15 protein-coding genes are annotated in these 14,408 nt (G+C 67.5%); 11 read left to right on the top strand and 4 right to left on the bottom strand.

Going from position 1 to position 14,408, the window contains the following annotated elements; translation table 11 throughout:
• Positions 1–83 precede the first annotated feature (83 nt).
• Complete coding sequence (locus ABFK29_RS03760) at positions 84–497, top strand: universal stress protein (RefSeq protein ID WP_005854790.1); 414 nt, start codon at positions 84–86, stop codon at positions 495–497.
• Positions 498–528: 31 nt separating this feature from the next.
• Positions 529–1,080, top strand: coding sequence for a hemerythrin domain-containing protein (locus ABFK29_RS03755; RefSeq protein WP_005854788.1), 552 nt, complete (start codon positions 529–531; stop codon positions 1,078–1,080).
• A gap of 35 nt (positions 1,081–1,115) precedes the next feature.
• On the opposite strand, the gene ABFK29_RS03750 is transcribed toward ABFK29_RS03755, so the two are convergent.
• Entirely contained in the window at positions 1,116–1,631 is a 516-nt protein-coding gene (locus ABFK29_RS03750; RefSeq protein ID WP_005854786.1) for an RrF2 family transcriptional regulator, read from the bottom strand.
• Between the two features lie 125 nt (positions 1,632–1,756).
• Between ABFK29_RS03750 and ABFK29_RS03745 the strand changes: the two genes are divergently transcribed.
• The 5 genes from ABFK29_RS03745 (at position 1,757) to cydX (ending at position 8,072) form a co-directional block, all read left to right on the top strand.
• Positions 1,757–3,328, top strand: a complete 1,572-nt coding sequence (locus ABFK29_RS03745; RefSeq protein WP_005854784.1) for an ABC transporter ATP-binding protein/permease — start codon at positions 1,757–1,759, stop codon at positions 3,326–3,328.
• A complete protein-coding gene (locus ABFK29_RS03740; protein ID WP_005854782.1) occupies positions 3,325–4,968 on the top strand; it encodes an amino acid ABC transporter ATP-binding/permease protein in 1,644 nt (547 codons plus the stop codon). The genes ABFK29_RS03745 and ABFK29_RS03740 overlap by 4 nt, the downstream gene beginning before the upstream one ends.
• 163 nt (positions 4,969–5,131) lie before the next feature.
• Positions 5,132–6,730, top strand: a complete 1,599-nt coding sequence (locus tag ABFK29_RS03735) for a cytochrome ubiquinol oxidase subunit I (RefSeq protein WP_005854779.1) — start codon at positions 5,132–5,134, stop codon at positions 6,728–6,730.
• Between the two features lie 5 nt (positions 6,731–6,735).
• Entirely contained in the window at positions 6,736–7,899 is a 1,164-nt protein-coding gene (cydB, locus tag ABFK29_RS03730; RefSeq protein ID WP_005854777.1) for a cytochrome d ubiquinol oxidase subunit II, read from the top strand.
• Between the two features lie 20 nt (positions 7,900–7,919).
• Entirely contained in the window at positions 7,920–8,072 is a 153-nt protein-coding gene (gene cydX / locus ABFK29_RS03725) for a cytochrome bd-I oxidase subunit CydX (RefSeq protein WP_005854775.1), read from the top strand.
• 141 nt (positions 8,073–8,213) lie between these two features.
• Here cydX and ABFK29_RS03720 read toward each other — a convergent pair whose 3' ends face one another.
• Together ABFK29_RS03720 and ABFK29_RS03715 are read right to left on the bottom strand one after the other, a co-directional pair.
• Positions 8,214–8,801: a ferric reductase-like transmembrane domain-containing protein gene (locus tag ABFK29_RS03720; RefSeq protein ID WP_005854773.1), complete on the bottom strand. Its 588-nt coding sequence runs from the start codon at positions 8,799–8,801 to the stop codon at positions 8,214–8,216.
• A gap of 13 nt (positions 8,802–8,814) precedes the next feature.
• A complete protein-coding gene (locus ABFK29_RS03715; RefSeq protein WP_005854771.1) occupies positions 8,815–9,309 on the bottom strand; it encodes a hypothetical protein in 495 nt (164 codons plus the stop codon).
• 498 nt (positions 9,310–9,807) lie between these two features.
• Between ABFK29_RS03715 and ABFK29_RS03710 the strand changes: the two genes are divergently transcribed.
• Positions 9,808–10,413: a glutathione S-transferase gene (locus ABFK29_RS03710; protein ID WP_005854769.1), complete on the top strand. Its 606-nt coding sequence runs from the start codon at positions 9,808–9,810 to the stop codon at positions 10,411–10,413.
• Between the two features lie 144 nt (positions 10,414–10,557).
• On the opposite strand, the gene ABFK29_RS03705 is transcribed toward ABFK29_RS03710, so the two are convergent.
• Positions 10,558–11,211, bottom strand: coding sequence for an outer membrane protein (locus tag ABFK29_RS03705; RefSeq protein WP_005854767.1), 654 nt, complete (start codon positions 11,209–11,211; stop codon positions 10,558–10,560).
• Positions 11,212–11,442: 231 nt separating this feature from the next.
• Here ABFK29_RS03705 and petA point away from each other — a divergent pair, with 231 nt between their 5' ends.
• The 3 genes from petA to ABFK29_RS03690 are packed head-to-tail and all read left to right on the top strand — an operon-like array spanning position 11,443 to position 14,270.
• Positions 11,443–12,045, top strand: coding sequence for a ubiquinol-cytochrome c reductase iron-sulfur subunit (gene petA, locus ABFK29_RS03700; protein ID WP_005854765.1), 603 nt, complete (start codon positions 11,443–11,445; stop codon positions 12,043–12,045).
• Positions 12,046–12,057: 12 nt separating this feature from the next.
• Positions 12,058–13,404: a cytochrome b gene (petB, locus tag ABFK29_RS03695; protein WP_005854763.1), complete on the top strand. Its 1,347-nt coding sequence runs from the start codon at positions 12,058–12,060 to the stop codon at positions 13,402–13,404.
• Between the two features lie 20 nt (positions 13,405–13,424).
• The gene (locus ABFK29_RS03690; RefSeq protein WP_040603991.1) at positions 13,425–14,270 is read left to right on the top strand and encodes a cytochrome c1; all 846 of its coding nucleotides are present in this window, start codon (positions 13,425–13,427) and stop codon (positions 14,268–14,270) included.
• The last annotated feature ends 138 nt before the right edge of the window (positions 14,271–14,408 follow it).

Below are 14,408 nucleotides of genomic sequence, written 5' to 3'. Positions count from 1 at the left end.
AATCAAGGCAGTTTCCTGCGGGCGCGCGCAGGATGAGGCAACAGCCGGCCCGGCTGACGGGCGGCGGGACAGGAGGTCTTTCGATGTATCGCAATATTCTGGTTCCGGTCGTGTTCGACGAGGCGGGGGGCGTCTCTGTCGCGAAGGTGCTGGAGGTGGCCCAACGATTGGCGGTCGAGGGCGCGACGATCACCGTCCTGCACGTGGTGGAGGAGGTGCCGGGCTACATCGCAAGCTACCTGCCGACAGAGTATATTGCGGAGACGCGAAAGCACCTTGAGAAGAGGGTCGCGCAACTGGCCGAAGGTGTGCCGGGTGGCGTGCCCGTGGTCGTGTCCGGCCATGCGGCGCGGTCGATCGTCGAGCGGGTGGAGCGGCACGGGGTGGACCTGGTGGTCATGGCCTCGCACCGGCCTGGGATGCAGGACCTGCTGATCGGCTCGGTCGCGGCGCATGTTGTGCGCCACGTCACCTGTGCTGTGCACGTGGTGCGTTGACAAGACGCGCGGCGGGCGCAGATGTGCCCCCATGGACAAGCTTTACGATCTGACGGAACGGGATGGGCTGCCGGAAGCGCTGAGGGTGCTTCTGGAGGCCTTCCCGCGTGCCGACTGGCAGGCGCACCCCAACTTTGCCGGACTGGTGGCCTTCTGGCTGGACCGGCACGAAATGTTCCGGCAGCTCTGCGAGGTGATGCGCACCGATGCGGAGGGCGTGGTCGACGGCCAGATGGACCCGCGCGAGATGCAGGCAAGGCTGAGCCGGTACGGCGGCATGCTGGTGCAGAACCTCCACGGCCATCACCAGATCGAGGACATGCACTATTTTCCGGTGCTGAAAGCGCGTGAGGCGCGGCTGGACAGGGGCTTCGAGATCCTCGACCGCGATCACCACGCGATGGACGGGCTGATCGCGCAATTCGCCGACGGGGCCAACGGTGTGCTGCGCGGCAAGCGGGAGGCCGGAACCTTCCGCGAGGACGTGATCGGCTTCGAGACGCTGCTGCGCCGGCATCTGGCCGACGAGGAGGACCTGATCGTCCCGGTGATCCTGAAGCACGGACCCGACGGGTTGCACTGACCGGCAGACCGGGGGAGGCGGCGCACAGCCCCGCCCTACGGACCGTTGCGCCGCACGGCCGCCGCGGGCCCCCTGTCCGAAGCCAAGTCCGAAGCGTCGCAGGCGCCCGGCAGGGCCGGGCTGAGCGCCAGCAACCGGTCCAGCCCGCAATTGCCCTGCGTCAGATCGTCGAGCGTCACGCGGTCGAGCTCCTGATAGAAGGCATCGAGCGCACGCGTCAGGTAACGCTTCAGGCGGCAGGTGCCTGTCAAAGGGCATGTGTTGGCAACCGGATCGAAACACTCGGCAAAGGGGATCTCGGTCTCGAACAGGCGGAAGACCGTCCCGATGGAAATGGCCGAGGGAGGCCGGGCCAGTTGCAGCCCGCCGGTCCGCCCCCGCCGGGTGGACAGGAAGCCTTCGGACTGCAACTGCTGCACCACGCGGGCGACGTGGTTGGCGGAGGCATTGCAGGCGGCGGCGATCTGGGCGCTGCGGACCTGCGTGCCGGGATTGGCCGCGCAGAACATCAGGACACGCGCGGCGAGGTTGGTTCGGGTGGTGAGACGCATGGCCGCTCCTCTGGCTGGGCGTCTTTCTTGCATCCGCCATGCGGAATATCCTTGATCCAGATCAGGGCGCGTGCGCCGCGCCGGCGACAGGGCAAAAGCCGGCCAGACGCGGACGGAGGGTGACAATGCGGAACGGACAGGTGGCCTCTCTGGCGCAGGCGCTGGTGTGGCCTGTGCAGGCCTGGCTGCTGGCCGCGCTTCTGGCCGACCTGATGGCCGGGACCGGGGCGCTGCCGGTCTGGGGCGTGGCGGGCGGCTTTGTCGCGTTGGGCGTGCTGCGCGCCGGACTGGAGCGCATCGCACAGGCGCAGCTTTCCGCCCTTGCCGAGGCGCGGATCGGCGCGGCCCGGGCAGAGATCGTGTCAGCCGAAGCGGCAGCCGCCGCGCCGTCGGCCCTGGGCGGACCGGGGGCGCTGGCGGCGCTCATGGCGGAAAAGCTGGAGGCGCTGCGCCCCTACCTGATGCGCTACCGCCCCGCCCGCCTGCGCGCCACGGTGGTCCCCCTGCTGATCCTTGCCATCGCCGTGTCGCAGTCCTGGGCCGTGGCGCTGATCTTCGTGATGGCGGGGCCGCTGATCCCGGTTTTCATGGCATTGGTCGGCTGGGCCGCGAAAGAGGCCAGCGCGCGCCAGATGGTCGAGATCGGCGACCTGAGCGACCTTCTGGTGGACCGGCTTTCCGCGCTCGCCGACCTGCGTCTGATCGGTGCGGGCGGGCCGGTGGTCAGCGGCTTCGCGGCGTCCTCCGAAGGGTTGCGGGCGCGGACGATGGCGGTGCTCCGCATCGCCTTCCTGTCCTCCACGGTGCTTGAGCTGTTCGCGGCGCTTGGCGTGGCGATGGTGGCGGTCTGGACTGGCTTTCACCTGTTGGGCGTGATCGGCTGGGGCACATGGGGCGGCGTGCTGTCCCCGGCGGCGGGCATCTGGCTGTTGTTGCTGGCGCCGGAGTTCTTCCAGCCGCTGCGCGACCTGGCCGCCGCATGGCACGACAAGGCAGCGGCCGAAGCGGTGGAGGCGGAGCTTGCGGACTGGCGCGCCGAGGCCAGACCGGCGCTGATGCGCGGCGGCGACGCAGGCGCGCCCATGGGACCCGTGGCGCTGCGCGGCGTGGTGGCGCGGGGCATCGCGCTGCCGGACATCGAGGTGGCCCCGGGAGAAAGCGTGGCAATCACCGGCCCGAGCGGCGCGGGCAAGACGACACTGCTGCGGGTGCTGGCCGGGCTGGAGCGGCCCTCGGCGGGCGAAGTGCGTGTCGGCGGCCGTCCCCTGCCGGAGGTCATCGACGGCTGGCGCGCAGGCTTGGGCTGGATGCCGCAGGCACCGCACTTCCTCGACCGGTCGCTGCGGTACAACGTGGGTTTCGGCGCGGAGGTGCCGGACGACGTGGTAGCGCGGGCGCAACTGGCGGAGGTGCTGGCCGCCCTGCCGCGCGGCGCGCTGACCGTGCTGGGCGAACGCGGCGCGGGCCTGTCGGGCGGCGAGGCGCGGCGCGTGACGCTGGCCCGAGCGCTGATGGCGGGCCGGGGCGCATTGCTGGCGGACGAGCCGACGGCGGACCTCGACCCCGCGACGGCAGAGGCGGTGGCCGGGGCGCTGCTGGGGTTCGCGCAGGCGGGCGGCTCGCTGATCGTCGCGACCCATGACGCGGGGCTTGCGGCACGCCTGGACCGGGTGGTGACGCTGGGGGCGGCAACATGAGGGCGCTCTGGCGCATCGTCGGGCCTCTGATCGGCGAAGAGATCCGGGCCGTGCTGCGGGGCTTTGCGCTGACCGTGCTGGTGCTGGTCATGGGCGTGGCGCTGCTGGGCGTGTCGGGGTGGTTCATCACGGCGGCGGCGATGGCCGGGCTGGCGGGCGCGGGTGCCTTCTTCAACGTTCTCGTGCCTTCGGCCATGGTGCGTCTGCTGGCGTTGGGACGGACGGCGGCGCGTTATGGAGAGCGGGTTCTGACCCATGACGCCACGCTGCGCGCCTTGTCGCGGCTGCGGGTGCGGCTGATGCAGGGCCTTGTCTCGGCGCCCTGGCGGCGGCTGGAGCGGCTGCGCGCCCGGGCCGTCCTGAACCGGCTGGTGGCCGACATCGACGCGCTGGACGGGGTCATGCTGCGGCTGCTGCTGCCGGGGCTGGCGGGCGGCGCGGTGATCCTTGCGAGCGGGCTGGTGCTGGCGTGGCTGGTGCACCCCTGGATCGGGCTGTGGGTCGTCTGCGGCTATCTGTGCGGGCCGACGCTGGTCTTCGTGGCCGGGGCGCGGCTGGCGCGGCGCCCAGCGCGCCGGACAGAGGCGGCCATGCAGGCGATGCGGTCGCGGCTGGTGGATATGGTGGGCGCGCGCGAGGACCTGGCGGTCTTCGGCCAGCTCGACCGGGCGGCAGAGTCGGTGCGCGGTGCCGTGGCACGGCACGCCGCGGCTCGGGCCGAGGTCGACCGGGTGGAGCGGCGCATGGGCTTTGGCCTCGACCTGATCGGCACGCTAGTGGTCGGCGGCGCGCTTGGCCTTGGCGCGACGCTGGCACGGACGGGAGATGTGGGTGCGCCCGAGGTCGCCGTCGGCACACTGGCCGCGCTGGCGTTGGGAGAGACGGTGGCCCCGGTAAGGCGGGCGCTGGCGGAGGTCGGTCGGATGATCTCGGCCGCGCGGCGGGTGGCGCCCGCGCTCGACGTGCCGGAGGCCACCGGGGGCGTCGCGCCGTCCGGTGTGCTGGTCATGGAGGCGGTGACCTTTGCGCAGGGACAGGCGCGGTCGCTGTTCGCGCCGCTGTCGCTCCACGTCGCGGCGGGAGAGACAGTGGCCCTGACCGGCCCGAGTGGCAGCGGCAAGAGCACGGTCCTCCTGATGGCCGCCGGGGTGCTGGCACCAGTCGGCGGACGGGTGACGCTGGGCGGGACCGACCTCGCCCGCGTGACAGAGCCCGCGCTGCGCCGGACAGTGGCGATGGTCCCGCAGCGGCACGCGCTGATCGCGGGCACGATTTCCGAAAACCTCCGTCTTGCCGCGCCGGAGGCCACGGACACCGAACTGGCGGCCGCGCTGGAGGCGGTGGCACTGGGCCATGTCGCCGCAGCCAAAGGGGGGCTGGACGCGCCCTTGGGGTTCCATGGGGCGGGCCTGTCGGGGGGCGAGGCGCGTCGGCTGGTGCTCGCCCGCGCCCTGCTGCGCCGACCGGGCGTTCTGCTGCTGGACGAGCCGACAGAGGGGCTGGACCGCGCAACCGCAGAGCGTGTGATGGCCGGGCTGCGCGCGGCGCTGCCGGATGCGGCGATCCTTCTGGCGGCCCACCGCCGGGCCGAGATCGCGGACGCCGACCGGGTTGTGTCGCTACGTCCGTTCACATCCTGAGACCCGCGCCAATCTGTGACATTCCCCTGCCGGACCAATTGGCTAATGTCGTAACCGTGATGCGGAATTTGACCTGTGTCAATTTCGTATCTTGAATGTGGAATATATAAGCGCCACGAATTCCGCATCACGGATGCGGAAATAAACACCAAGGAGCTCTCTTATGGAGATCGGACTGGTCGAGCTGTCGCGCCTGCAATTTGCCCTGACGGCTATGTATCACTTCCTGTTCGTGCCGCTCACGCTGGGGTTGTCGATCATCGTCGCCATCATGGAGACCGTCTACGTCATGACGAACCGCCCGATCTGGCGGCAGATGACGAAGTTCTGGGGCACGCTGTTCGGCATCAACTTCGTGCTGGGCGTCGCGACAGGCATAACGATGGAATTCCAGTTCGGCATGAACTGGTCGTATTATTCGCATTACGTGGGCGACGTGTTCGGCGCGCCGCTGGCCATCGAAGGGATGATGGCCTTCTTCCTTGAGGCCACCTTTGTCGGGCTGTTCTTCTTCGGCTGGGACAAGCTGTCGAAGGTGCAGCACCTTGTCGTGGCGTGGCTGGTGGCCATCGGGTCGAATTTTTCGGCGCTTTGGATCCTGATCGCCAACGGCTGGATGAACAACCCGGTCGGCGCGGAGTTCAACCCCGAGACCATGCGCATGGAGATGACCGACTTCTTCGAGGTCATCTTCAACGAGGTGGCGCAGTCGAAGTTCGTGCACACCGTGAGCGCCGGCTATGTGACGGCCTCGCTTTTCGTGCTCGGGGTTTCGGCACTCTACCTGTTGCAGGGCCGGTTCACGGACATGGCGCGGCGGTCCATCGCGGTGGCCTCGGCCTTTGGCCTTGCCGCGGCGCTGTCGGTGGTCGTGCTGGGCGACGAATCGGGCTATTCCGCCGGGCAGGTGCAGAAGATGAAGCTCGCCTCGATCGAGGCGATGTGGGAAACGCACGAGGCACCCGCGCCCTTCACACTGGTGGGCTTCCCCGACAAGGAAGCGCGCGAGACGCACTACGCGGTGGAAATCCCCTGGGTCATGGGCCTGATCGGCACCCGGAGCCTGACGGAGGAGATCCCCGGCATCAAGGATCTGGTGGCCGAGAACAAGGAACGCGTGCGGCGCGGCATCATCGCCTACGACGCGCTGATGACCGTGCGCGAGAACCGTGGCGACGTGCCGCCCGAGGCCCGCTTCGTGTTCGAGCAGAACTCCATGGACCTGGGTTATGCCTTCCTGCTGAAGCGCTACGTGGACGATCCGCGCGATGCCACCGAAGAGCAGATCGACAAGGCGGCCTGGGACACCGTGCCGGGCGTCGCGCCGCTGTTCTGGGCGTTCCGGATCATGGTGGGCCTCGGCTTCAGCTTCATCCTCCTGACGGCGTATTTCTTCTGGCGCGCGTCCTTCCGGCGGATGACCTTTCCGCGTTGGGCGCTCTGGGGCGCGGTGGCGTGGATTCCGATGCCGTGGATCGCCGCCGAGTTGGGCTGGTTCGTGGCCGAGTTCGGGCGCCAGCCGTGGACCGTCTCGGGCGTGCTGCCGACGGCAATGTCGGTGTCGCACCTCAGCGTGGCTGACGTGCTGTTCACGCTGGCCGGGTTCATCCTGTTCTACACGGTCCTCTTCGTGATCGAGGTAAGCCTGATGGTGAAATACATCCGCAAAGGGCCGTACCTAGACGTTGCGGAGACGGATGACTGGCAACGGCGGCACGACGCACGACTGCGGTCGCGCGGCGTCGTGTCCCCGGCGGAGTAAACGATATGATCCTTTCGGACCTGATAGATTTCGAGACGCTGCGCGTCATCTGGTGGGGCCTGCTGGGCGTGCTGCTGATCGGTTTCGCCCTGACGGACGGTTTCGACATGGGCGTTGGCGCGCTGCTGCCCTTCGTGGCGAAGACCGACGTGGAGCGCCGCGTGGTCATCAACACCGTCGGCCCGGTGTGGGAAGGCAACCAGGTGTGGTTCATCCTGGGCGGCGGGGCGATCTTCGCCGCGTGGCCGCCGCTCTATGCGGTGTCGTTCAGCGGGTTCTACCTTGCGATGTTCGTGATCCTCGCCGCGCTGATCGTGCGCCCGGTGGCGTTCAAGTACCGCTCGAAGCGCGAGGACCCGACCTGGCGGGAACGCTGGGACTGGGCGCTGTTCGCGGGCGGCGCGGTGCCGGCGACGCTGTTCGGTGTCGCGGTGGGCAATGTGCTTCTGGGCGTGCCGTTCCACCTGACGCAGGACCTGATGCCGATGTACGACGGCTCGATGCTGGGCAAGTTCGTGGGCCTGCTGCGGCCCTTCGCGCTGCTGGCGGGCGTGGTGTCGCTGTCGATGCTGCTGATGCACGGCGCGGCCTGGCTGTCGGTGAAGACCGAAGGCGCGGTGAAGGACCGGGCCCGCGCCATCGGCGTGACCGCCGGGATGGTCGCGGCGGGCGGCTACGCGCTGGCCGGGCTGTGGCTGGCGGTGGGTATCGACGGCTACGCCTTCACCGCAGAGGCGGTGACGGACGGGCCATCGAACCCCCTCCTGAGCGAGGTGATGCGCGGCGGTTCGTGGCTGTCGGCCTATGCCGAACGCCCGTGGATCGCCGTGGCGCCGCTGATGGGCTTTGCCGGGATCGCGCTCGCCGTCATGGGGCTGAAGGCCGGACGCGAGGTGACGACGCTGCTGGCCTCGAAACTCGGCATCCTCGGCGTGATATCGAGCGTCGGGCTGACGATGTTCCCGTTCATCCTGCCGTCCACCGTGGACCCGGACAGCTCGCTGACGGTGTGGGACGCCTCGTCCTCGCACCTGACGCTGTTCATCATGCTGGTCTGCGCGGTGATCTTCATGCCCCTGATCCTGATGTACACCGCTTGGGTCTACCGGGTGCTCTGGGGCAAGGTCACCGAGGACGAGGTGACCGGCAAATCCGACACGCTTTACTGATACCGGAAAGGAGACGGGATATGTGGTACTTCGCTTGGCTTCTGGGCCTCCCGCTGGCCGCGCTCTTCGCGGTGATGAACGCAATGTGGCTGGAACTGCGCTCGGACGCGTGGACCGCCGAGGACGCGGACCGTGCCGAAGACGAAGCCGCCCGCCGAGACTCCGCGGGCTGACGATCCGGGGCACGCCGGAAATCATGAAAGGCCCCGAAGCCGATCCGGGGCCTTTACCCAATTTATCCAGCGCTTGACTCCCCATGCCGCACGGACGCCCGCTCCGGTGCCCCTGCGGACGCAGCCGCCAAAGCGCCGCCCCTAGCGCGCCACCAGCCGCCAGACCCGAAGCCGCAGCAGCACCCGCAAAAGCACGGCCACGGTCACGGCGCAAAGAACCACCTTCGACACGGGGCCCATCGTGCCCTCGATCAGCAGGGCGTGCGTGACACTGCCCGCCACGATCACCACCGCCAGCACACAATGCCCCAGCCGCCAGACCCGCGCGCTCAGCCGGTTGCGCAGACCGGCCAGAACGGCGGTCCCGAACAGCGCCCACATCGCCACCACGCCCCAGGGCGAAAACGGCGTGGGCGAGGTGAAGGTCAGCGCATCCACCATGTCGGGCGGCGATGTCACCCAAAGCCCGCCCACATGCACCAGCACCGCACCCAGCAGTGCGGCCCCCGTCCAGCGATGCAGCCGCCGCCCCACCGCCATCCGCACGCCGGGCAACAGACCGCCCGCCAGAAGCGGCTGGGCCAGCACCAGCAGCAGCGCCACGATGCCCGCGAAACCGGCGGCGATATAGACCGGCTGCCGCCATTGAAGCAGCGGGCTGAACGCCGCCTCTCCCAATGCGGCCACGGCGATCAGGCCCAGCCCGCCCCAGATCAGGTATCGACGCATGGCGACCGGCGCGTCACGCCGGTTGCAGCACGAAGTCGGCGCTCAGGCTGGTCTCCCGCGCGCTGCGCATCACCGGCCGCAGGAACACCGTCTCGAAATCGCCGCTGTCATAGGCCAGGTGCCCATGCGGCTGGCCAAAGGCCGGAACGATCTGCGGCATGTCCATTCGAAAGACGCCATCGGCGTCGGTCAGCGTGGCGCCATGGCTTTGCGGGTCGCGCTCATGGCCTTCGGTGGTGTGCGCCCAGATCTGGATGCGCACGCCTTCCAGCGGCGCGCCGTCCCCTGCCCGGCGCACGGTGCCCGACATCAGGAAGCCGCCGTTGCCGATCCGCGCGACGATGGGCGCGCCGGGACGGTAGTTGTTCGCCCCGCCGCGCATCGAGGGCGTCGGCGCGACACCCGCCGCGCGGGCGGGCACGCTCAGGCCGGACACCAGTCCGGCGGCGCCGGTCAGGATCAGGCTGCGGCGGGTCATCGGTCCGAACGTTCCGGGGTTGGGGGTCATGGCGGTGCCTCCTCTCGGTCGGTGCGGCCACGCGGCAGACGCGCGGCCCGTGGGTTTCACCTCTGTGCAGGAGTATGGGTCATTCCGCGCGAAAGGGAACGCGCGACGCGGCGATCCAACGCCATCGTGAAGGTCGTGACGCGCGGCCATCGCGGGCCGTTCCCGGACAGGTTAACAGGAAAAAAGCCCGCGCAACGGTTTCGCGAGGGCCGAATCGTCCAAAGGTTAACAACCGGCCGGGAATCGGGGTCCAATCGGCCGGTTCGTCCCTTAATGCCCCCGGCGCATTGGTTAACATCCGTTAATCCGTTGTGCGCACGGCACTTGGAGGGGCCAGATGCTGTGGCGCTGTGCACCGTGCGCTGCGTTACCCCGCCGCGCGCGTCGTTAACCGGCAAGGCCCCGGCAGGGCAGGTTAACGCCATGCCGCGCGCGGCCCCTTGAGACACCGGGGAGCCTCTGCCAATCATGCACGCAGACAATTTGCGGAGAACCTCCATGAAACTTCTGAAGGCCGGGCCCTCGCCCTTTGTGCGCAAGGTCCTCGTGACCCTGCACGAAACGGGACAGATCGGGGATGTCGAACAGATCGACGTGGTGGCCTCGCCCATCTCGCCGGACCCGACGCTGACCTCTGCGAACCCGGTGGGCAAGATCCCCGCCCTGATCCGCGACAACGCGCCCACGCTGTACGACAGCCGGGTGATCTGCCGCTATCTCGATGCCAAGGCCGGGGCAAACCTTTATCCTGAAAGCAGAATCTGGGACACGCTGACGCTGGAGGCAACGGCGGACGGCATCCTCGAAGCCGCCGTCCTCATCATCTACGAAGAGCGGTTCCGCCCTTCCGAGAAGGTCTCGATGGAGTGGATCGAAGGCCAGTGGGGCAAGGTCGCCCGCGCCCTCGACGCGCTGGAAACCCGCTGGATGAGCCACCTGACCGGCCCCCTCGACATGGGTCAGATCGCCGTCGGCTGCGCCTTGGGATACCTCGATTTCCGGCACGAGGTGCGCGGCTGGCGCACCGGCCACGACGCCTTGGCGCAGTGGTACGCCCGCTTCGCCGAACGCGAGTCGATGAAGGCCACACTTCCTGCGGGTTGACGGGCGCGACAAAGCCAAGGCCAGCGGGGCAGTACCAAACGCCGCCCCGCGCGTCCCGTCAGGTCATGGGAAGCCGTTGAAAAGGCGCGGATTTCCGGTAGGGCGGGGCTGTGCGCCGCCTGCCCTGCGATCCCCGCGCCGCTATCAGAACTTCATCGAAATGCCGACGTTCAGCGCGTTTGTCTTGATGTCGGTCTTGAATGTTCCGCCATCGTCGAACTCACCTTCGTTCGACGAATAGGTGAACTGGTATTCCCCGAAGACGGAGAACCGGTCGTTGATCGGATAGCTGGCCCCGGCCATCAGGCGCGCCGCCGGGCCCGTCACCTGGAACCCGTAGGTCCGCGACCCGGAATTGTGCTTCGCATCGACATGCGGGAATGCCACGCCCAGACCGCCGCCGACATAGGGCGTCGTCTTGCCCCAAAGCTCCGGCCAGCGCTTCATCACGTTGACGGTCGCCACGTTGTGGCCGTCGGTGAATTCCAGCCGCGAGAAGCCGAGCGCGTTCTTGGTATCGCTCGGGGCGTAGGCTTTGGTGTGGGTGTATTCCACGCCGAACCCCAGAGTGTCCGTCCGCCACCACGTGGCACGCGCGCCGTAATAGGGCGGCATTTCAAAGGGTTTGCCTTCCCAGCCGACGAGCTCGTCGTACGAGCCGCCACCGTTGGGCAATTCGCCCGTGATCCGGCTGTGCGGGAGGGTCTGCCACCCCAGATAAAAGGACAACTCGGTTTCTGCTGCCGCTGGGGCCGCCACTGCGCAGGACAACCCCGCGGCAAGAATCAGGCGCTTCATGGGGTCTTCTCCCTCTGCTCGGGTCCTCATCTAACTCCGCAAATGCGTGCTTTCAACCGCGACACATGCGCACGAACCGCAATCTGTGGCTTTTGGATGCTTTACCACCTGAAAGGTGACGGGTAGATACCGCTCTGAAATGTACGGGAGAGTCGTCCGACTCGTTCCCTTCATTGGACGTATGTCGGCCGGAGGGCGCTTCCTCGGGCCCGAAACAAGGGAGCGACAATCGTGTCTCACGCAGACGATCATGATGCCACCCGCAGGGACTTCCTCTATTACGCCGCAGCCGGCGCCGGGGCTGTCACCGCGGGCGCCGCGGTCTGGCCGCTGGTCAACCAGATGAACCCCTCCGCCGACGTGCGGGCGCTGTCCACCATCCGCGTCGACGTGTCCGGCGTGGCTCCGGGCTCGCAGCTCACGGTGAAGTGGCTGGGCAAGCCGGTCTTCATCCGCCACCGGACGCCGGATGAGGTGGAGAAGGCCAAGCTGCAGGACGAGGCCCTGGCCGACGGGTCCGCATCGCCGCTGGTCGACACGCTTGCGCGGAACGACAACATCGATCCGAACGCTCCCGCGACGGACGAGAACCGCACCATGCCGAACCCCGAAGGGTCTGACGAAGTCGCCGAAACCTGGCTTGTCCAGATGGGCGTCTGCACTCACCTCGGCTGTGTCCCGCTTGGCGACTCCGGCGATTTCGGAGGCTGGTTCTGCCCCTGCCACGGCTCGCACTACGACATGGCCGGCCGGATCCGCAAAGGCCCGGCCCCGCAGAACCTGCATATCCCGCCGACCTCCTGGGTCGACGCATCGACCATCCTGCTGGGCTGAGGAGGGCACACTATGGCTGGAATCCCGCACGATCATTACGAGCCCAAGACCGGCATCGAGAAGTGGGTGCATACCCGTCTTCCGGTGGTCGGTCTGCTCTACGACACCATCATGATCCCCACCCCCAAGAACCTCAACTGGATGTGGATCTGGGGCATTATCCTGACCTTCTGCCTGGTACTGCAGATCGCGACGGGCGTCGTCCTCGTGATGCACTACACGCCGCATGTCGACTTTGCCTTCGCCTCGATCGAGCACATCATGCGCAACGTGAACGGCGGTCACTTCATCCGTTACCTGCACATGAACGGCGCCTCGCTGTTCTTCGTGGCGGTCTACGCGCACATCTTCCGCGGTCTCTACTACGGGTCCTACAAGGCCCCGCGCGAGATCACGTGGATCATCGGCATGCTGATCTACCTCTGCATGATGGGCACCGCCTTCATGGGCTACGTGCTGCCCTGGGGTCAGATGTCCTTCTGGGGCGCGACCGTGATCACCGGCCTGTTCGGCGCCATTCCGTTCATCGGTGAGCCGATCCAGACCTGGCTGCTGGGCGGACCGGCGGTAGACAACGCCACGCTGAACCGCTTCTTCTCGCTGCACTACCTTCTGCCCTTCGTGATCGCGGCCCTCGTCGCCGTGCACATCTGGGCCTTCCACACCACGGGCAACAACAACCCGACCGGTGTCGAAGTGCGCCGCGGGTCGAAGGCAGAGGCCGAAAAGGACACCGTTCCGTTCTGGCCGTACTACGTGATCAAGGACCTCTTCGCCCTGGCGGTGATCCTGGCCGTGTTCTTCGCCATCGTCGGCTTCATGCCGAACTACCTTGGCCACCCGGACAACTACATCGAGGCGAACCCGCTCTCGACGCCGTCGCACATCGTGCCGGAATGGTACTTCCTGCCGTTCTACGCCATCCTGCGCGCGTTCACGTCCGAGGTCTGGGTCGTGCAGATCGCCAGCTTCCTCACCGGCGGCATCATCGACGCGAAGTTCTTCGGTGTGCTGGCGATGTTCGGCGCGATCCTCGCGATGGCACTGGCACCCTGGCTCGACACCTCGTCCGTGCGTTCGGGCAAGTACCGCCCGATGTTCAAGTGGTGGTTCTGGCTTCTGGTCATCGACTTCATGGCCCTGATGTGGCTCGGCGCGATGCCGGCAGAGGAGCCCTACGCCTCCTTCTCGCTGATCGCTTCGGCCTACTGGTTCGCGTACTTCCTCGTGATCCTGCCGCTACTTGGCGTGATCGAGAAGCCGCTGCCGCGCCCGACGACCATCGAAGAGGATTTCGACGCGCACTATCCGCCGAAGTCCGACACTTCCGGCCAAACCGCCAACGCTCCGGCGGAATGACCTCGAAAGGATCGCAAGAGATGTTCAAGAAGCTCACTTTCGCGGCCCTGACGGCCATCGGTCTTGCCTCCGGCGCACATGCCGCCGGGGGAGAGGCCCACGTCGAGGACTTCGCGTTCTCCTTCGAAGGCCCCTTCGGCGCCTACGACCAGATGCAGCTCCAGCGCGGCCTTAAGGTCTACACGGAGATCTGCTCGGCCTGCCACGGCCTGAAATACGTACCGATCCGCGACCTGTCGGCGCTCGGCTACAACGAAGACCAGGTCTTCGCCTACGCCGAGAACTTCCAGGTGTGGGATGCGGAACTGGCCGATGGCGACGGCGATTTCCGGCCGGCCATTCCGGCGGACAACTTCCCGCCGGTGACCGCAGCGGGCGCACCTGACCTGTCGCTGATGGCAAAGGCACGTGCCGGTTTCCACGGTCCCTACGGTCTCGGCATCAACCAGTTCTTCAAAGGCATGGGCGGCGCGGAATACATAGCCTCGCTGCTTTCCGGCTACCACGAGACACCGGAATGTGCGCCCGAGGACTTCCCCGGCAACTACAACGCCGTGTTCACCGCCGGCGGCTACCCGGCCGAGTGTCTGGACGAGAATGGCAAGCACACCGTTCCGGGCAGCTGGATCGGCATGGCACAGCCGCTGTACGGGGAGGACGTCGACTTCGACGACGGCCACTCCAACTCCCTGCACCATGAGGCGCAGGACGTCGCGGCCTTCCTGATGTGGGCGGCGGAACCGAAGATGATGGCCCGCAAGGAAGCAGGCTTTATCGGCGTGTTCTTCCTCATCATCATGTCCGCCCTGCTGTACCTTGTGAACAAGCGCATCTGGGCACCGATCAAGCGCAAGCCCAACGCCTGATCCGGACCGGATACAGTAACGGAAAGCCCCGCCCCGACCGGCGGGGCTTTCTGCTTTCGGGGGCCTTGCGCGGCCTGTCGCCCTTTGCCACCGACCGCGTGACCGGCTACCCATCGGGTATCAAGGAAAGGTCCGCGC

Source organism: Sagittula stellata E-37, assembly GCF_039724765.1.
Lineage (GTDB): Bacteria > Pseudomonadota > Alphaproteobacteria > Rhodobacterales > Rhodobacteraceae > Sagittula > Sagittula stellata.
Note: the sequence above shows the minus strand (reverse complement) of the source record. Positions and strands in the feature narration are given on the sequence as shown.